Annotated in this window: 12 protein-coding genes and 1 pseudogene; 11 read left to right on the top strand and 2 right to left on the bottom strand. The window is 61.4% G+C overall.

The genetic code is table 11. The features are described 5' to 3' along the window. Position 1 precedes the first annotated feature (1 nt). The 9 genes and pseudogenes from B7P44_RS26655 to tssJ all read left to right on the top strand — a co-directional run bounded on the left by B7P44_RS26655 (position 2) and on the right by tssJ (position 11,982). The gene (locus B7P44_RS26655; protein ID WP_084908907.1) at positions 2-2,368 is read left to right on the top strand and encodes a M23 family metallopeptidase; all 2,367 of its coding nucleotides are present in this window, start codon (positions 2-4) and stop codon (positions 2,366-2,368) included. A gap of 37 nt (positions 2,369-2,405) precedes the next feature. Further along, a complete protein-coding gene (locus B7P44_RS36730; RefSeq protein ID WP_133117920.1) occupies positions 2,406-2,960 on the top strand; it encodes an XAC2610-related protein in 555 nt (184 codons plus the stop codon). A gap of 312 nt (positions 2,961-3,272) precedes the next feature. Next, positions 3,273-4,052, top strand: coding sequence for a hypothetical protein (locus tag B7P44_RS36725; protein WP_133117919.1), 780 nt, complete (start codon positions 3,273-3,275; stop codon positions 4,050-4,052). 68 nt (positions 4,053-4,120) lie between these two features. Next, positions 4,121-4,467 (top strand): annotated as a pseudogene (locus tag B7P44_RS26650) (IS5/IS1182 family transposase); the annotation flags it as partial. Positions 4,468-4,514: 47 nt separating this feature from the next. After that, complete coding sequence (locus B7P44_RS26645) at positions 4,515-4,775, top strand: PAAR domain-containing protein (RefSeq protein WP_059615136.1); 261 nt, start codon at positions 4,515-4,517, stop codon at positions 4,773-4,775. Next, entirely contained in the window at positions 4,775-6,052 is a 1,278-nt protein-coding gene (locus tag B7P44_RS26640) for a KPHS_23130 family T6SS system protein (RefSeq protein WP_084908906.1), read from the top strand. Before B7P44_RS26645 ends, B7P44_RS26640 begins: the two co-directional genes overlap by 1 nt. Next, positions 6,033-9,608 carry an ImcF-related family protein gene (locus tag B7P44_RS26635; RefSeq protein ID WP_084908905.1) on the top strand — a complete coding sequence of 1,192 codons (3,576 nt, stop codon included), beginning with the start codon at positions 6,033-6,035 and terminating at the stop codon, positions 9,606-9,608. The genes B7P44_RS26640 and B7P44_RS26635 overlap by 20 nt, the downstream gene beginning before the upstream one ends. Continuing rightward, the gene (gene tssF, locus B7P44_RS26630; RefSeq protein ID WP_084908904.1) at positions 9,605-11,467 is read left to right on the top strand and encodes a type VI secretion system baseplate subunit TssF; all 1,863 of its coding nucleotides are present in this window, start codon (positions 9,605-9,607) and stop codon (positions 11,465-11,467) included. The genes B7P44_RS26635 and tssF overlap by 4 nt, the downstream gene beginning before the upstream one ends. Continuing rightward, on the top strand, positions 11,467-11,982 hold the full coding sequence (tssJ, locus tag B7P44_RS26625) for a type VI secretion system lipoprotein TssJ (protein WP_084908903.1): 516 nt from the start codon (positions 11,467-11,469) through the stop codon (positions 11,980-11,982). The genes tssF and tssJ overlap by 1 nt, the downstream gene beginning before the upstream one ends. Before the next feature lie 87 nt (positions 11,983-12,069). Here the strand turns inward: tssJ and B7P44_RS26620 are convergent, their stop codons facing one another. Continuing rightward, entirely contained in the window at positions 12,070-13,680 is a 1,611-nt protein-coding gene (locus tag B7P44_RS26620; RefSeq protein WP_084908902.1) for an ABC transporter substrate-binding protein, read from the bottom strand. 483 nt (positions 13,681-14,163) lie between these two features. Between B7P44_RS26620 and B7P44_RS26615 the strand changes: the two genes are divergently transcribed. Then, positions 14,164-15,420, top strand: coding sequence for an oxalate decarboxylase family bicupin (locus tag B7P44_RS26615; RefSeq protein ID WP_084908901.1), 1,257 nt, complete (start codon positions 14,164-14,166; stop codon positions 15,418-15,420). A 75-nt stretch (positions 15,421-15,495) separates the two neighbouring features. Further along, complete coding sequence (locus tag B7P44_RS26610) at positions 15,496-16,803, top strand: Nramp family divalent metal transporter (RefSeq protein WP_084908900.1); 1,308 nt, start codon at positions 15,496-15,498, stop codon at positions 16,801-16,803. A 34-nt stretch (positions 16,804-16,837) separates the two neighbouring features. On the opposite strand, the gene B7P44_RS26605 is transcribed toward B7P44_RS26610, so the two are convergent. Then, positions 16,838-18,427 (bottom strand): ABC transporter substrate-binding protein, encoded by a 1,590-nt coding sequence (locus tag B7P44_RS26605; protein ID WP_084908899.1) that lies wholly within the window; start codon positions 18,425-18,427, stop codon positions 16,838-16,840. Positions 18,428-18,518 lie beyond the last annotated feature (91 nt).

The following is an 18,518-nucleotide window of genomic DNA, read 5'->3' as shown; positions in this document are numbered from 1 at the left end:
CATGATCATCAGCCCTCCCTTTTTGCCTGTATCCGGCCTGACGTCCAACGATGCGTCGAGGCCGGATCCCATGATGGACGCGGTCGATAGGTTAGAGATCGGCCATCACGGGGTCTACCCGGTCGCCTTCGACCGGCGTTTTCACGGTGGCATTCATTTGGCGCCGAACGAGCAGAACGAACCCGTGCGCGCGATTGCCGACGGTGATGTGGTGGCCTATCGGGTCTGCAAGAACGCACTGTCCGATGGCAGGATCGATTCGGCGACCGGGCAGCCGGAACTGAACTCGAATGCCGGCTTCGTGCTGCTCAGGCACACGACCGACACGGGTGACGGGCGCACGATCACGTATTACTCGCTCTACATGCACCTGCTGGACATGACCGAGCAGGAAGATATCGCGCCCCAACCGAACGATCCAGCTGCGACCGGATCGGCGAACGCCTTGCCCAAATGGCTGCTCGATACGGCAGAGGGCAAGGATGGCGTGGTTCAGCCGGGCGGCACGAAGAAGGTGTATCGCAAGGACATGCTTGGTTATGTCGGCCGACATCAGGGCGTCCGGCATCTGCACTTTGAAATTTTCATGGCAGACGATGATTTCACGGCCTGGTTCGAGCAGGACGGCCACAAGGTTCAGCTAGGTGAAAAGAACCCCGTTCAGCCTACGTCGGGCGACTATTGGGGGCATACGTATTTTGTCGTTCCCGGCCCGAAGGATTTCGTGCCTCAGCCGGCGGGTATGAGTGACGTCTGGTTTCCTCGAGTGCAGGGCGGTTCAATTGGTGAAAACGACACGCTCTACGTCGAAGCCTGGTTCAACAAGGGGCGGCGCTATACGCAGGCGTGGATCGATCGCGGCAACAGTGGCAGCGTTACCTTGCTCACGCCTGACCCGGTCGCTGACCCGTACGACAACGACACGAAGCAATACGAGTACGACCTGTATCAGCGTTCAATGGCGCTCTATTCCGATTGCCCGAGCGATGGCTACGAGATGCTTCGGTTTGGACGCATTCTCGCGGACAATCCAACGCTCTCAGGTGCGGATTGTGATACTTGGGTCGCGGTGCCAGTCGACGAGAACGGAAATCAGGGGTATGTCAACATCGCGTCAGACGCGATCATCAAGCTGTCTGACGCGGATTTTCCGTTCTTCAAGGATTGGCAAAAGGTCGATGAGGACAATACGCCATTCAATCACGATGGACTCTGCGGGTACGATGAGCTCTGCCGTCTGACTGGCGTCGCGGACCCGCAAGCCACGTCAGGCATGATCTCGCCGCTCGAATACGACAAGAACAACGACGATAGTGCCAACCTGCAACTCGCAGGCTACGTGCGGAACGCAGAGGGCGCGCGCGAAAAGCTTAGGGGATTGGTGTGCAAGGCGCGCAGCGAGTGGGACCCGTCCGATAACGATGAGCGGTATCAGGGATTGAACGACCCGGATGGCTTCTTCGGCAAACAGAAAGATACTAACCCGGACGGGTACGCCAAGTTCATTGAATTCTTGAGCAAGTTCCAGTTTTTGGATAAGACGCCGCTTGCTGGACAGAAGATCTGGTTTTTTCACCCGCTAGAATTTATTCGGCAATTCAGGAAGTGTGGTTGGTTAAGTGTGACTGAACTTGCACAGTGTCTTCCGCGAAAAATTGTTGATCAAACAAAAAATGGGGCGCGCCAAACTATATATCCGACTTCTACCCTTAGTTGGAATGTTGCGTGTGGTCGGGCTGAGCGCTTTGCTCGTGAGATAAATATCGCGTTGCGCAAATATATAATCTCTATTAATGGATTGCGAATGGCCTATTTTATGGGAAATGCAATTCAGGAAACTATCTATCTAAGTCGTGCCTCTGAGCTTGGTGGGTCGCTGGCGACTTATGCTCCATGGTATGGGCGTGGAGTAATTCAGCTGACATTTGAAGAAAACTACAAGAGATATGGCGATTTCCGTAAGTGGAGTGGTCCGGCATCTATATACCGTGACTCGCTTGAGTCGGATTTATCTCGAGCTTGTGATTCGGCAGGCTTTTATTGGGTTAGTTGTGCTAGGCCGGTTGGCAGTGCTCATAATATAAATATTGAATCAGATCGTTGGCCGGTTTTCACGGTGGCCACATTGACAAATGTGTGTTCTGATTATAACTATCGCACGAAGTCGTGCCGAGTGTCGCTTACTAATATGGAGTTTCGTGTGTGTTCGCAATTTGAAAAATCCGCGCGTGCGGTGAATACTGGCAATCCGAATAGTACTGGCACTTTGAATGGATTGATACCTAGAACAAACGTCTTTCTTGCTTCGGTGGCTAAATTGTCAGATATTTTGGTTGACTATGAGGATGCGTATTCACAGAGGGGTTGAGGCTGGATTGGTAGTTTCTACTTATCGTGGGTGATCTATGAAGATCAGTTGGTGTGTCGTGGCGGCATTTCTCTTTGTTTCGAGCTTTTCGGCCTTTTCTGATAGCTCGCCTAGTGTTGTAGTGTCTGATGGTCGCGTATACGTTACTACTCCAACGGGGAAAATGCAGGTAATAATTGCTGGTGACCTTGCTTCGCAAGGTGATGCAAAGTTTGTTGATCTTACGTTCAATGGATATGTTGATTTATTGATTCTTCGAGATAGAGGGGCTAGTCAAGAATTTTACGATGTATACCTCTATTCGCGGGCTAAGGATGCGTATATTTATAACAAGCGTCTTAGCAATATACCGTGTTTAAGTGTTGATGATAGGAGAAAAGAACTGATTGGGCGATGTTTTCATGAGGATGCATGTGAAAACTGGGAAGAGCACTATTCTGTCTCTCCAAAGGGATATGTTTCGCTTGTTGAGCGCAGGGGAGTCTACTGTGATTCAATAAGCGGTCAAGGATATTATTATATCGATAATTTTAAAGATGGGAGGAAAATTTCTTCAAAAGTATCTCCCATTGAGGGTCGGTTTGGAAATTGACGTATGCAATCTCCAATTCGCAAGAGTGAGATGGGATGAGGGGTTTTGCTTTGTAATCTTGATGAACATGCTTGTAGTGATATCGTTTGCTAATGTGGTGTTTGTCCAAGATCGCCGGCTTATTGTGGGTAATGTTGTCGGTGATGTGTCTGGTGTGGATGGGTCAACATGGATGAAAGTTGATGTGAGGGGGGCTGTCAATTTTTTATGAAAATCAGCATTTGGGGGGCGTGTGAAATATAACGATCCGGGTTTTGTGTTTTGTCACTATGTTATCCAAAAAGATCGCTCATTCGAAATCGGGGGTGATCTATGACAATCAAGGTAATCGTCAGGGCATTCATTTTGATGGTGTTTCATGTTTCAGTTCTGACAGGGTGGTCGAGCGTGCTGGCGGGCGAAACGTCTCCTATGCTTACCGATCCTGCTATTAATGAAGCATACAAAGACTGCGGATTTTTCGTGTTCGACAATAAAAATGACGGGGTGCTCTCTTCTAATGTGGATCATTTTCGCAATGTGCCGGAAACCTATTGGAGTCAGGGTGTGCGCGACATATGCATCGCAGTGTTTCGGTCTCAGGCGTTATTTCCTAAGTCGCTAACCGACGCACATCTGGATGGAGAGCATGTAAACATCACGATTGCGCGCCGCAGGTATCTTGCTGCTAGTCATTTTTGTGACGGAAAACCGGATTATGATGAATGTCTGGAAAAAGCCGTATTTAGATTTCATGGATTTTACGAGGCAAATCAAGGTCGTTGGAAAAGAAGGGTTTATAATCCGGGTGTTGCTGGAGGTAATCTGGAGAAGTCCATGTCGGAAACAATTAACGGGACGATTCAAAACAAAGATGGGATTACAGTTATCAGCGAATGGAGGCGTCCATATTATTTCTCAAATCAAACGACCAGTGATTTGATAGTCCTTTGTGTAATAAGGCGCACGCCGTTTGGGTACATCATCGCCGGAGGAGATGCTGGAATTGCTATCCCGGTTAATAGTGATAGGAAGTCTCAAATAAAGGCCATGGATTTTGTGAATCGAGTAATTGCTGTTGTTCAAAGTGTTCGCATGAAAAGTGGTGACTGATGTCTAATAAAAATTGCTGAATTCTCGAGCGGCCGACCTTTTTATTTGGTCACCTTCTGCGGAGGCGGGCGGCGATCCTGAGCGATGTGAGTCCGGAAATTGCGGTCGTCGATCGAGGCTACGAGGGGCCGTCAATGGTGTGACGATCTACCACCCGGGCTTACGACGCTGGATCACGCGTGGGCTACGGGCGATGATCAAACGGCGTAGCGTGATTGAACCGGCGAGCGGCCATATGAATGCCGATGCAAGCTCGACAGCAATTTTCTCAAGGGTGCACTGGGTGACGCGATTCATGCCGTGATGTGCGCGCGGGTCATAACCTGCGGAAGATCCTCGGGAAGCTGCGGCTTTTTACGCCCTGATTCTTGCGATCTTTCGCGAACGCGAAATGGCTTCGCCAGCGATGGCATGACGTCGCCGCTGAGATAAACGAATTGTTCAGATCCGACTAGATAACATATGAAATCTCCCATCCGCAAAGGCGACAAACTCGAAAACGGTGGCGAAGTCACCAGCGGCTCCCCGTGGACCGTATTCATGAGCAGACCGCTTGCCCGCAAGGGCGACGACGCAATTTGCGACCAGCACGGACCGACCACCATCGACGAAGGCTACGAGCGTTTTCCCGATCGCGACGGCAAATTCGTTGCCATGCATCACCACCGCTGCGCCTGCGGGTGCCGGCTGATTTCGTCACTGCAGAACGTCAATATTGCCTGATGCCGGTCGACCTTTCTCCCGCCGGGCGCCCCAGCGCGTATCCGCGTCGAATGCGTTTCTGGCCATGGGCATGTGCGTGGCTCGTCTGCAACATATTCGGCCCGGTGATCGTGTTGCTTGCATGGCCGAAAGGCGAGCCAGCAAGCGGTCTCAAGTTCTGGAACTGGATTGTCGGCGCGCCGAACGGGCTGTTCCTGGTGCTGCTCGGCTTTAGTCGCGCTGGCTACGAAGTGCTGTGGTATCGCGCGTACTGGCGCAACCACCATCGTGATCACTGGCTCGCGGAGAAAATCAGATTCGCACAGCGCCCGCTGCACGTACTCGGCGCAGGCTATTGCTTGCCGTTGGCGGGTAAATCCTTGTCCGAAGTTCTGGAAGCGAAAAAGCCGATCCTGAAGAAGCAGGCCCCTCGGCACGGCTCAGGCAAGGTTTTATGCAATCGCTTTGCGGACGACGATCCGTTACTGGTTGCCGCATTCGCGACGAATGAAGAGGACGACCAGACAGATGATCCACCTGTATCGGTAAAGATCGCACCCGCCGTTCAAATGATTCGTTTGGCGCTCGAACCGTTGATCGAGAGTATCCGCGCGCTGACCCGATACGACGCGACCTATTGGCCCCAAGTGCGCGTACTGGTCGAACCGAAAGTGGCGGACCAGCATCTCGCTCAGGTTCGTGATGCGATGCGTCTGGCAGGGCTTCCCCCGCTGGCGGTTCAGCCGGCGTCAGCTAGCGACGGATTGCTTGTGGCCGATGCATGGCTTGATGCACATGAACGCCGTCCGCTTCTCGTTATTGCGGCCGCGTGGTACGACGATGGCATCGACGAAGGCTTCGCCGAGGGATGTGCCGCCGTATTGCTCGATGCCGGTTATTTCAAGCTTCCGTCGGAAGTCAGCCGGAAAGCGAAGCTGTGCCGGCCCATCGCCGGCGATGCCGTTGAACCCGAATACGGTTTCGCCGATGCCGCAATCTGCGGCAAGACTGATGCGGCGGTGGTGAAGAGGGCGTGGATCACCCGTCCGATTGAAAAGTGCGACGAGGCTTTGCGTGCCGCCGGATTCCTGGCTGCCGCAAAAGATGCTGCGCAGTGCCGGCTGGATCGTATTGTCGGCAACGCCTGCGCGGGCAATAGCTTGATGGCGATTGCCGCTGCCATCGAAGCTCGTGCCGATGACGGACCGCAACTTGTCGTCGATGGCCTGCAGTCGGCCATTCTCCATGTCATATCCGAGAATCAAACGGTTTCCGCGCATGTCGATATCCAAAAATAACCTGCAGCACATCGAGCGCCACGTTGCCGCCGACAAGGCGACGCCGAGCCGCGTGGCGATCTGGGGCTTGCCTTTCGCCGCGTTGGTGCTTTCCGTCGTAGCGCTCTGGCTGGTCTGGTTTTATGGCGATCATCTCGGCATTGCAGATCGTACGCATCGTATGCAGATAATGATCGGCATTCCGGTGTTACTCGTCGCTGTCGTGATCGCTCATCTGTATTCGATCTCGACGGGCGCCTATGCAAACGCTGCCCGATTGTTTCGTCTTGAAACGGGCGAGACGAGGACAACATCCACGGCGGCCAAGCCACCCAAGCGCGACGCCCGGCTGCAACGTCTTTACGAGGAACTACGCGTCGCGCACGGCTGGTTCTGGCGCCGCCGCCTGCGCTGGCTGCTGGTGAACGGCACGGATGAGCGCGTCGATCAGGTCGCGCCCGGTCTCAAGCAGGCGGGCGTCATGCACGTGGACGAAACGGTGCTGGTACATGCGTCGCCGGACGGGATCGAGTCAGCGAAGTGGCTCGGTCAGATTCGACAGTTGCGCCGCCGCTGCCCGGTCGACGGCTTGGTGCAGGTGGCCTGCGCAAACGATTTCGATCCCGATCTGCCTCGTAGGCTTTCGGCGATTGCCATCGCTTTGGGCTGGGCCGCTCCGATCACCTTTCTACATCCGGTCGAGGCTAAAAGCGGCAATTTACCCGAACGTTTCGATCCGGTTGGGACATTCGTGCCGAGCAGTTCGCGCAAGGAGATGAAAGCCGCCGGAACCTTCCTGCTGAACAGATTGCGTGACCTCGAATACACGACTGCAGACGCTGGCGTACGCAGGGGCGGCCAGCCGCACTGGTGCACGTGGCTGCTGGAGATCTCGGAATACATCGGTGACCAACGCGAGCGGATGATCGAAGGCTGGCAAGCACTCGCCGCATCGAAGTGGCTGCGCGCGCCGCTGACGGGGATCATGTTCGTACCGATCTTTCCGGGGGCATCCACCACTCCGGTGCCGATCCCTGAAGTCGATGAGGCACAAGATCCGTCCGCCCCGGCGATATCGGTGGAAGTGGTCACACGCGAACAGCCGATTGCACTGCTGCCGGTCTGGCGGGAGATTGCCGCCGGCGTGCCCCGTTATCGGGGCCGACGCACGAAGCTCTACTGGCCGAACGTGTTGGCCGCGTGCGCGTTGTTCGGGGCGATCGCATGGACGGTGATGCTGGTGATGTCCGGCATCGGCAACCGTGTACTGGTTCGCGAAGCGCAAACGGCGGCCGACGTGGCGCTGGCCGTTCCGCCCGGCACGCCGCAGGCGTTGCGCGCGCAACTCGCGCTGCAGAAGCAGATCAGCCTGCTCGAATACCGCCAGCAGAATGGGGTGCCGTGGTACCTGCGCGCGGGCCTGTCGCGCAACGATGAACTGCTCGACGCGCTGTGGTCGCCATATCGGACGATCGCCGCGCGCAACCTGCAGCAACCGGTTGCGCAGGCGCTGGAAGGCCAGCTTGCCCAGCTCTCGCAGGTTCGCGACGACGAACAGCAGAGCCGCGATGCGCAGATGCGCGCCTATAACCGCCTCAAGGCCTATCTGATGCTGGCCGATCCGTCGCGCGCAGATGCGCCTTTCCTCAAGACTCAACTGCTCGACGTATGGCCAGCGCCCGCCGGCATGCTCGCGGGAGAGTGGCTCGATACGTCGCAGCAGTTGGCGGAGTTTTGGGCCACACACCTCAAGGCACACCCGGCTTGGCGGATCAACGCATCGATGCCGCTTGTCACGCAGATGCGCTCGACGCTCGTCAACCAGATCGGGCTGGCAGGCAGCGATGACGTGCTATATCAGGGCATCCTCGATGCGGCGCGCGGCAAGTACGCGGATGCGTCGCTGGCGACGCTGCTCGCCGGTGCGGATGCACATGGTTTTTTCACGACCGCGCAGTGGGTGCCGGGCATCTATACCCGTGCTGCGTGGGACGGCATGATCGCGGCGGCGATCGACAAGGCGTCGAGCGAACGTCGCGTGAGCGGTGATTGGGTGCTGACCGGTGCACAGTCGGCGCAGACTATCCGCAACGCGCTTTCGGTGGGCACCATCAAGACGGCGGCGGCAATCGATGAGAAGCGCGTGGCCGAGGAGTTGAAGCAACGCCTGACGGCGCGCTACTTCGCCGAGTACGCGGCCGCGTGGCAGCACATGCTCAACAGCATCCAGTGGCAACCGGCGGCGAATCTGAATGGCGCGATCGAGCAGTTGTCCCGACTCGCGGATGCGCAGACCTCGCCGCTGATCGCGCTGATGAAATCAGTGCAATATCAGGCGCAGGCGGGCCGGCCATCGCAGGCGCTGACCGACACGCTGGTGCGCAAGGCGCAAAGCCTGATAGGCAGCGGCGAGCAGTCGGACACACCGGCCGTCAATCCTCTCGACAAGCCATTCGGCCCGCTGCTTGCGCTGATGGGGGACGTCGGCGCCGCACCAGCCGGCGGCAACGGCAAGGGCAACACGCCCGCCAATATCGCGCTGAACGGCGTCAGCTTGTCGCGCTATCTGACGGCCGTGACGACGATGCGCCTGAAGCTGCAGCAGATCGCGGGCAGCGCCGACGCGCAGACGATGGCCCGCGCGCTCGCGCAGGCGGTATTCCAGGGCAAGCTGTCGGACCTCTCGCAGGCCCGCGACGATGCGGCGCTCACGGCTGCAAGCCTCGGCGCCGCATGGTCGGGCTTCGGCAGTGCTGCATTCGCTCAGCCGCTCGAGGGAGCGTGGCAGACCATCCTGCAGCCGGCCGCAGCAAGCCTGAACGGGGCGTGGCGCGCAAGCGTCGCCGTGCCGTTCAACGCGGCCATGAACGGCCGGTATCCGTTCTTCGATACAAACGCCGATGCGTCGTTTGCCGAACTCGGGCGCTACGTGCGGCCCGACACCGGCCTGATCGCACGCTTCGTCTCGACGCAACTGGCTGGCGTGCTGACGATGGAGGGGGATCACTGGGCGCCGAACGAATTGGCGCCGCGGGCGCTGCAGTTCGATCCGAAATTCCTCGCCGGCCTGCGCCAGTTGTCGACCGTGGGCGCCCAGTTGTATCTGCAGGGTGACGCGGGCGAACGCTTCGAGATGATGGCGCTGCCGACGCCAAACGTGACGCGCTCGGAACTGTCGGTGGACGGCAAGCAGATCGTCTACTTCAACCAGCAGGAAAGCTGGACGCCGCTCGCATGGCCCGGCAACGGCCTGAACGGGCATGCGGGACTGACGTGGCAGACGGTCGATGCGGGATTGCGGCAGGCATTCGATTCGACGGGCGACTGGGCATTCCTGCGCCTGTTGGGCAAGGCCGACGTGAAAGCGCTAGACAGCACTCGCTATCAGCTCACGTGGAACGCGCCAAATGACGAACCGCTGCGTTACGTGCTGCGAGCGCAGGTCGGCGCCGGACCGCTGGATCTGCTGAAGCTGCGGGGCTTCCGGATGCCGGAGCGAATCTTCGTCGTCGGCAAGGCCGGCATCCAACCGGCATTCCTGTCCCCGCCACCATTGCCGCCGGAGATGCAACCATGAATGCCCCGTGGAAACGATCCTCGCATGAGAACGAGAATCCGTTCCTCAAGTATTTCGATGCGGAAATGCGCTATCTGCGTGCGGCGGCTGATGAATTTGCCGGAGCCCATCCCGAAGTCGCGCGCCGCCTCGGCATGCGCTACGGTGAAGTGGATGAGCGCGTTCGCGCGACCTTCGAAGGGTTCGCGCTGCTCGCGGGACGCCTGCGCATGAAGCTCGACGATAGCATGTCCGAAATCACCGAGCCGCTGATCGACAACCTGTACGAACATGCGGCACGACCGATTCCATCGCTGTCGATCATCGAATGCACACCCGTCGGCAGTGCGGCCTCAACAGGCGCACGGGTCCCCGCTGGGGCCGTGGTGCGCTCGGCACCCGTCGGCCCCGATCAGGTGCGGTGCCTCTACCGGACGACGCAAGCGGTTCAATTGCTGCCGCTTGCGGTGGAGGATGCGGTTGCTGCGGTACGTGCCGACGGCCGCACGGTCATCCGTCTTGCATTCAGGCTCGGGCTGGCCGAGCAGCGGGAGCGCGTGGACCTGTCGCGTATCCGACTGTACCTGCACGGCGACCGGCCAGTCGCCGCCGCACTGTACGCGGCGTTGACGCATCAAGTCGCATCGATCGGCCTGCGCCTGCCGTCGGTGCGTAATGGCGAGCTGCAACCGCTCGATGACGTGCGCTTTGAAGCGGCAGGCTTCGGACCGTCGACGCGGCTGTGGCCGGTCGCCGATCCCGAGCGTGACCGCGGTCTGGACCGTGAGCAGACGCTGTTGGAGTATTTTGTGTTTCCACAGAAATTCCACTTCGTCGACCTGTGCGGCTTCGATGCGGCCGTGCTGCCGGCAGGTGAATCACGGATGACCTTCGAGATCGAACTGGACGGGCGGGTGCCCGGGGATCATCCGGTCCGCCGCGAGAGCTTCCGCCTGTTCTGCACGCCCGTCATCAATCTGTTCGAGGTGGACGCGCTGCCGCTGCAGCCCGCGGACTGGCATGACCGGGAGCACCGCATCTGCGTGCCGCCCGACGTAGCCGGTCATGTCGAGCCGTATGACGTGCTTGCGGTGACCGCCTCCGATCCGGAAGACAGCGCGCGGCATGCGTACCGCGCGTTCACGACCTTCCGGCATCGCGGCTGGATTTTGTGCTACGAGAAGCCCGAACGATATTTCCATAACGCGACCCGCTTCGGCGCAACGGGGCGGGAACTCTGGGTAACGCTCTCGGGCCAGTTGTGGAACCGGCGCGGCCGGGATGAAGCGGACGTGGAGGCACGGCCGGTCGAGCTGGATCGGTATCTGACGGTGCACGCGCTCGCGAATAACGGACACCTGCCGCGCATGGCGCTGACCGAGGCGACGATTACCGAAGCGGTATCGGGTTTTACCGGCATCGCATCGGTGCGCAATCTGACGGCACCGACCTTGCCGCTCTATCCGCCGCGCCACCATCCCGAGTACGACGTGCGTGTACTTGGGCACTTTACGGCAGGCGGGGCAAACGAGTTGGTCACGATCCGAGAGGGCGGCGCACCGGCCCTGCGCGCGGTGCTGATGCTCTACGAGTGGTCGGACGACGACGGGATCATGCGGCGCATCGACGCGATCGAGGATGTGCGGCTTACCGAACATCAGGAACTGGAGCGAGTACATATACATCGCGAAATCCGCATGCATGTCCGGCTCGATGCGAAGGCATTCGACGGGCCTGGCGACGCAGCGCTTTTCGGCGAGGTATTGAGCCGGTTCGTGGGCCACTACGCGAGCTTCCACCATTCGATGCGGCTGGTGCTGGCCATGGGCGGCAGGGAAGTCCTCTATCCACGCATGGAACACGAGGGGGCGCCCTTCTGATGGCAGCATGGATCATGCGATGCACGGCGGCGGCTGGTCTCGCACTGGCCGTTTCTGCGTGCGGGACGTGGCAGTCGGTGAAAGACACGACGGTGGACGCGACGTGGGCGGTATTCGTCGCGAAAGTGAAGCAGATGAACCTGATGCTCGAAAGCCGTGCGATGCTCAACCAGAACGGTCAGGGACAGTCGTTGCCGGTCGTGATAAGGATTTACCAGTTGAAGGATGCAAAAGCCTTTGCGGAGGCGAGCTACGCGCAGTTGCTCAACGACGACCGCGCGCTGCTGAAGTCCGATCTGCTAGGTAGCATGGAAGCGACGCTCGCGCCGGGCGCGACGGTCAAGCTGTCGGCGCCGATGCCGGATGACGCGCAATCCGTCGGGATGGTTGGGTTTTTTCGGGATCAGAGCGGTGCCGAGTGGCAGTTGGTCGTCCCGAAGGCGCAATGGAAGAAGACCGATCCGGTGAGGCTCGTCGTGAATGGAAATCGGCTTGAACTGGATGGGGGCCGCTGAGCCGTATGGACCGGTAACACGAAGACGCATCTTGAGTGGGAATGCGCGCAGGGCCGGTGTTCGCGGCGACGCACATTCTCCCAATGCTCATTGCTTCTTCAGGTTGCGGTACGACACGAGATCGTTGATCGGCCCGACCTCGAGCCCGCTGACGCCGGGCCGCGTCGCGACCTGCGCGACCTTCTCGAACAGGATCACGAACGGCGCGCGCGCGAGCAGGTCCTTCTGCATCGCCTGGTAGCGCTGCGCGCGTTTCGCGGCGGACGGCTCGGCCAGCGCGGCGTCGGTGTCCTTCGTGAGCTGCGGGATGTCCCAGCCGTTGCGCCAGGCCAGCATTTTATAGCTCGACCTGTCGGAATTGTCCGGATTCCACGCGAAACCCTGCGCATTGCTGTGCGGATCGATGTAGTCGGCCGACCATTCGCCGATGTAGATGTCGTGCTGGCGCGCGCGGTATTTCGCGAGCGTCTGCTTGTTGTCGCCCGGAATCAGCTGCACCTTGACGCCCGCTTGCGCGAAATTCGCCTGGATGGCCTGCGCGATCTCGGTGTACGGGTAGTCGTTGCGCACGTCCATCGTGACCGAGAAACCACTCGGCACGCCGGCCTTCGCGAGCAGCGCCTTCGCCTTCGCGACGTCCAGGCGGTACGGGTTCGCGTCGAGCGTGCCGATGAAGCCGTCCGGCATGAAGGTCTGGTGCACCTTGTAGGTCGTCTTCACGACATGGCCCTGGATGCCCGCGTAGTCGACCAGCCATTTCAGCGCTTCCTGCACGTCGGGCTTCGCGAGCGTGGGGTTCTTCGTGTTCAGGCCGAGATACAGCAGCGTCGCCTGCGGCGACGGCGCGACCTTCGCGCGGCCGGATTTCGCGACCGCCGCGAGGTCGTCGGGGCTCAGGTCGCGCGCCGCGTCGACGTCGCCGTTTTCGAGCAGCAGGCGCTGGCTGGCCGCTTCGGACACGTGGCGCAGCACGATGCGCTTCATCGCGAGCGGCAGCCGGTAGCCGTCGAAGCGCTGCAGCACGAGGCTGTCGCCGGCCGTCCACTTGACGAGCTTGTATGCGCCGGAACCGGCTTCGTTGGTCTTCAGCCAGCCGTTGCCGAAATCGTTGCCCTGCTGGTGCGACAGCAGCAGCGTGCGGTCGACCACCGACGCGGGCCACGCGCCGAGCACGTTCAGCACGAAGGTCGGCGCGTATTTGCGGTCGGTCGTGACCGACACGGTCAGGTCGTCGAGCTTCGTCACGTTGGCGACCACGTTCGCCTTCGTGAGGCCGATGCCGGCGAGCACCGCGGCCGCGCCCTTGTCGAGCAGCACCGTGCGCTGGATCGACCACGCGACGTCGTCGGCCGTCAGCGGGTTGCCCGAATGGAACTTGAGGCCGGGGCGCAGCCGGAACGTGAAGGTCAGCCCGTCCGGGCTCACGGTCCACGATTGCGCGACGTCGCCGTTGAATTTCGACGGGTCGCGCAGGTCGACGCGCACCAGGCGGTCGTAGGTGTTCGCGACGTATTCCTCCGGCACCAGCTCGTAGACCTCGCCCGGATCGAGCGTCGTGAATTCGTCCAGCAGCGTGGCCATCACGAACATGTCCTTCGGCGTTTCCGCGCGTGCGGCGGACAGCGGTGCGGCGGCGAGAACGGACGCGGCGGCCAGGGCCGCCAGGGTGGCGGCGGGCCGGAAGGTCGGCAGTTTCATGCGGGCTCCATCGGTCGGTGAACGGGAAGGGGGGGCGTGCATCACATCAGGCGCCACGGGCCGCGGGTCGGCGTTGTCGACTGCGGCAGCGCGCGAGCACCGGGCCATTCGGAGGGGTTTTGACAAGGTGGTGGGCGTGGCATGACCTCTCATCCATCTGACAAAAACAAAATAATTCGCGCCAGATTAAAAAAGCTATGGCGTGAGCGGCGTCGATAGCTACTGATCCGGGCCGCGATGTTCATCGCAGCTGTCCGGCAATCCATCGGCTTTCGTGATCCGCATTCACCGTGCCTGATCAAAATTATTACAAACTTAAAGGGAATCAGATTAAGTCATGAATCCATCTTAATTATTCATTTAATGTTTTGTCGGATTTGTTTTTAAATTTCGTCGCGGGTTGTTCAAATCATTCGTTAATCTGAAAACGAATGGTCGCCCCGTGCCAGGCATTCGATTAACTGAAGAACTGAAGAGGAAATCATGACGAATCTGTCCCGACGCAAGATGCTCGCGAATACGGCCGGCGCGGTAGCCGCGGCCGGCCTTGCCGTGACCGCGAAGGCGGCCTCGTTCGGCAATCCGGACCGCCCGCCGGAAGGCGCGGTCAATGCGCGCAATCGCCAGAGCCTGACCGATCCGGGGCCGCAGAATCCGGCATTGGCGAATCAGTTTCCGTCGTTTCAGGATCCGCCCGCGACCGATATCAACGGCATGCCGTTATTCTGGGCGTCGTTCAATAATGCGCACAAGCGCATTCAGAACGGCGGCTGGGCGCGCGAAGTCACGCAGGACGATTTCGCGATTTCGGAAACCATTTCAGGCGTCAATATGCGGCTGACGCGCGGCGGCATTCGCGAGATGCACTGGCATCAGCAGGCCGAATGGGCATTCATGCTCGACGGCCGCTGCCGGATCACCGTGCTCGACGAACAGGGGCGGCCGTCGGTGCAGGACGTGAAGACGGGCGACCTGTGGTATTTCCCGCCCGGCCTGCCGCATTCGCTGCAGGGGCTGGGCAGCGACGGCGCGGAATTCCTGCTCGCGTTCGATAACGGCCGCGCGTCCGAATTCAACACGCTGCTGCTGACCGACTGGATCGCGCATACGCCGCCCGACGTGCTCGCGCGCAACTTCGGCGTGCCGGCCGACGCGTTCCGGAACATCCCGCTCGACAACCTGTGGATCTTCCAGGGCGACGAGCCGGGCCCGCTCGCGCAGGCGCAGCGCGCGGCCGCGTCGTCGCGCGGCGCGCCGCCGCATCCGTTCATCTTCTCGCTCGGCGACATGAAGCCCGTCGTGAAGACGCGCGGCGGCGAAGTGCGGATCGCGGACAGCACCAACTTCAACGTATCGAAGACCGTCTCGGCGGCGCTCGTCACCGTGCATCCGGGCGGGATGCGCGAGCTGCACTGGCACCCGAACGCGGACGAGTGGCAGTACTACATCCAGGGCGACGCGCGCATGACCGTGTTCGACACCGGCCCGAAGGCGCAGACCGCCGATTTCCGCGCGGGCGACGTCGGCTACGTGAAGAAGAGCCTCGGGCATTACGTGCAGAACACCGGCAACACCGATCTCGTGTTCCTGGAGATCTTCAAGTCCGAGCGCTATGCGGAGGTGTCGCTGTCCGACTGGCTCGCGCATACGCCGCCGCAGCTCGTCGAGGCGCACCTGAATCTCGCGCCCGACGTGCTCGCGCAGATTCCGCGCAACCGCCCGGACGTCGTGCCCGTGTGAGCCGGCGCGGCCGGCAAGCGGCGCGCCGGCCGCCTCCGTCGTCCGCTGTATCCTTCTTTCGAACGGAACCCGAACATGCGTCCCATTTCGAGCAAACCCGCCGGCAGCCTCGCGCTGCCGGGCCCGTCCACCGAGCGGACCGAGCACGCGGCGCGCGCCGCCCTGGAAGGGCGCCGCACCGGCGCCGCCGCGCTGCTGCCGTTCGTCGGTCCCGCCGTGATCGCGTCGATCGGCTACATGGACCCCGGCAACTTCGCGATCAACATCCAGGCGGGCGCCGCGTACGGCTACCGGCTGCTGTGGGTCGTGTTCGCCGCGAACGCGATCGCGATGCTGTTCCAGGCGATATCGGCGAAGCTCGGCGTCGTGACCGGGCGCAACCTCGCGGAACTGTGCCGCGACCATTTCCCGGCGCCGGTCGTGTGGGGGATGTGGATCGCGTCGGAAATCGCCGCGATGGCGACCGATCTCGCCGAATTCCTCGGCGGCGCGCTCGCGTTCGGGCTGCTGTGCCATCTGTCGCTGCTCGCGGGGATGGTCGCGACCGGGTTCGCGACCGGCGCGATCCTCGCGCTGGAGAAGCGCGGCTTCCGGCCGCTGGAAGTCGCGATCGCGACGCTCGTCGGCGTGATCGGCGCCTGCTATCTGGGCGAACTGCTGATCGCGCCGCAGGACTGGCAGGCGGCGGCCTTCCATCTCGTCGTGCCGCAGCTTCCGGATCACGCGGCGCTGACGATCGCGGTCGGCATCATCGGCGCGACGATCATGCCGCACACGCTGTACCTGCATTCCGGGCTGACGCAGGGCCGCACCGCGCCGCGCAACGACGCCGAGCGCCGCCGGCTCGTGCGCTTCTCGAACCGCGAGGTGGTGGTCGCGCTGGGCCTGGCCGGCGTCGTGAATCTCGCGATGGTGATGATGGCGGCGTCGGCGTTCCACCGGAGCGCGCCGGGCATGACCGACATCGGCGACGCGTATCACACGCTGATTCCGGTGCTCGGGCCGGCGGCGGGCGCACTGTTCCTCGTCGCGCTGCTGACGTCGGGCGTGTCGAGCTCGGTCGTCGGGACGATGGCGGGGCAGGTCGTGATGCAGGGCTTCATCCGGCGCCGGATGCCGGTGTGGGCGCGGCGCGCGGTGACGGTCGCGCCGGCGCTTGTCGTCGTCGCGCTGGGGTGCGACGTCACGCATGCGATGGTGCTGAGCCAGGTCGTGCTGAGCTTCGTGCTGCCGATGCCGATGATCGCGCTGCTGATGCTGTCGGCGCGCGGCGACGTGATGGGCGCGCATGCGATGCGTGCGCCGCTGCTGATTGCGGCGGGCGCGGCGACGGTCGTGATCGTCGCGCTGAATGCGTATCTGGTGTGGGCGGCGCTCAATTGAGCGCGCCGCGCGCCGGCGTCGCCGGCGAGGGGGCTTACTTCTTCAGCGTCCGGTACGACACGAAATCGTTGATCGGCCCGATTTCCGGGCCGGTGACGCCCGGGCGCGTCGCGACCTGCACGACCTTCTCGAACATGATGATGAACGGCGAGCGCGCGAGCACCGCCTTCTGCAGCGCGTCGTAGCGCTGCGCGCGCTTCGCGGGCGACGGCTCGGCGAGCGCGGCCTCGGTGTCCTTCGTCAGCTGCGGGATGTCCCAGCTGTTGCGCCACGCGAGCAGCTTGGTCGGCGACTGGTCCGAATTGTCCGGATTCCATGCAAAGCCGCGCGCGTTGCTGTTCGGGTCCATGTAGTCCGGCGACCATTCGCCGATGAAGATGTCGTGCTGGCGTGCGCGATACTTGCCGATCGCCTGCTTCGCGTCGCCGGGGATCAGCTTCACCTGGATGCCGGCCTGCGCGAAGTTCGCCTGCAGCGCCTGCGTGATCTCCAGGAACGGGTAGTCGTTCGGCATGTCCATCGTCACCGTGAAGCCGTTCGGCAGCCCGGCCTTCGCGAGCAGCGCCTTCGCCTTCGCGACGTCCTGCTTGTACGGGCGCGCGTTCGACGCGCCGAGGAAGCCTTCCGGCAGGAACGTCTGGTGAACCTTGTAGCTCGCGCTGACGATGTTGCGCTGGATGCCGTCGTAGTCGACGAGCCACTTCATCGCTTCCTGCACCTCGGGCTTCGCGAGGTTCGGGTTCTTCGTGTTCAGGCTCAGGTACATCAGCGCGGACACCGGCCACGCGGCGACCTTGATCTTGCCGGCCTTCGACAGCGCGGCGAGGCTGTCGGGGCTCAGGTTGCGCGCCGCGTCGGCGTCGCCGTTCTCAAGCAGCAGGCGCTGCGCGGATGCCTCGGGCACATGGCGCAGCACGACGCGCTGCATCGGATACGGCGTGCGGTACGCGTCGAAGCGCTGCAGCACGATGCTCTCGTTCGGCGTCCACTTGACGAGCTTGTACGGGCCGGAGCCGGCGTCGTTGGTGCGCAGCCAGCCGCTGCCGAGATCGTTGCCCTGCTGGTGCGACAGCAGCAGTTTCCTGTCGAACACCGACGCCGGGCACGCGCTCAGCACGTTGAGCACGAAGCTCGGCGCGTACTTGTGGTCGGTTTCGAGCACGACGGTCTGCGGATCGATCGCGCGGACCTTCTGCGCGACGTTCGCCTTCGTGAGGCCGAGGTCGGCGAGCACGCCGGCCGGGCCCTTGTCGAGCAGCACGGTGCGCTGCAGCGACCAGGCGACGTCGTCGGCGGTGAGCGGATTGCCGGAATGGAACGTGAGGCCGGGGCGCAGCTTGAACGTGAAGGTGACGCCGTCCGCGCCGACGCTCCACGATTGCGCGATCTGCCCGTCGAAGCGCGTCGGGTCCTTCAGGTCGACGCGCACGAGCCGTTCGTAGGTGTTCGCGGCATACTCGGACGGCACGAGCTCGTAGATCACGCTCGGGTCGAGCGTCGTGAACTCGGCGAGTTGCGTCGCGACGACGAAGATGCCGGGCGGCGTCGCCGCGTGGGCCGGTGTGAGCGTGGCGAGCGCGGTGAGCGTGGCACTGACGAACAGCCTGGACAGCAGATGCTTCATGCGGGCTCCATCGGAAAGAGATTGTGGTGCGATTCTCTCATTGACGGACGCCCGGGTAAAAATAATCGGCGCCGGCGCGGATCGGGCGATC

Origin of the sequence: Burkholderia ubonensis subsp. mesacidophila, assembly GCF_002097715.1 — a bacterium.
GTDB lineage: Bacteria > Pseudomonadota > Gammaproteobacteria > Burkholderiales > Burkholderiaceae > Burkholderia > Burkholderia mesacidophila.
The sequence above is the reverse complement of the archived record's forward strand: the minus strand, read 5'-3'. Positions and strand labels throughout refer to the sequence as shown.

Excerpts from the sequence above, each read along its gene's own strand:
- B7P44_RS26655 (WP_084908907.1), top strand. The coding sequence starts at position 2 with ATGATCATCAGCCCTCCCTTTTTGCCTGTATCCGGCCTGACGTCCAAC.
- B7P44_RS36730 (WP_133117920.1), top strand. The coding sequence starts at position 2,406 with ATGAAGATCAGTTGGTGTGTCGTGGCGGCATTTCTCTTTGTTTCGAGC.
- B7P44_RS36725 (WP_133117919.1), top strand. The coding sequence starts at position 3,273 with ATGACAATCAAGGTAATCGTCAGGGCATTCATTTTGATGGTGTTTCAT.
- B7P44_RS26645 (WP_059615136.1), top strand. The coding sequence starts at position 4,515 with ATGAAATCTCCCATCCGCAAAGGCGACAAACTCGAAAACGGTGGCGAA.
- B7P44_RS26640 (WP_084908906.1), top strand. The coding sequence starts at position 4,775 with ATGCCGGTCGACCTTTCTCCCGCCGGGCGCCCCAGCGCGTATCCGCGT.
- B7P44_RS26635 (WP_084908905.1), top strand. The coding sequence starts at position 6,033 with ATGTCGATATCCAAAAATAACCTGCAGCACATCGAGCGCCACGTTGCC.
- tssF (WP_084908904.1), top strand. The coding sequence starts at position 9,605 with ATGAATGCCCCGTGGAAACGATCCTCGCATGAGAACGAGAATCCGTTC.
- tssJ (WP_084908903.1), top strand. The coding sequence starts at position 11,467 with ATGGCAGCATGGATCATGCGATGCACGGCGGCGGCTGGTCTCGCACTG.
- B7P44_RS26620 (WP_084908902.1), bottom strand. The coding sequence starts at position 13,680 with ATGAAACTGCCGACCTTCCGGCCCGCCGCCACCCTGGCGGCCCTGGCC.
- B7P44_RS26615 (WP_084908901.1), top strand. The coding sequence starts at position 14,164 with ATGACGAATCTGTCCCGACGCAAGATGCTCGCGAATACGGCCGGCGCG.
- B7P44_RS26610 (WP_084908900.1), top strand. The coding sequence starts at position 15,496 with ATGCGTCCCATTTCGAGCAAACCCGCCGGCAGCCTCGCGCTGCCGGGC.
- B7P44_RS26605 (WP_084908899.1), bottom strand. The coding sequence starts at position 18,427 with ATGAAGCATCTGCTGTCCAGGCTGTTCGTCAGTGCCACGCTCACCGCG.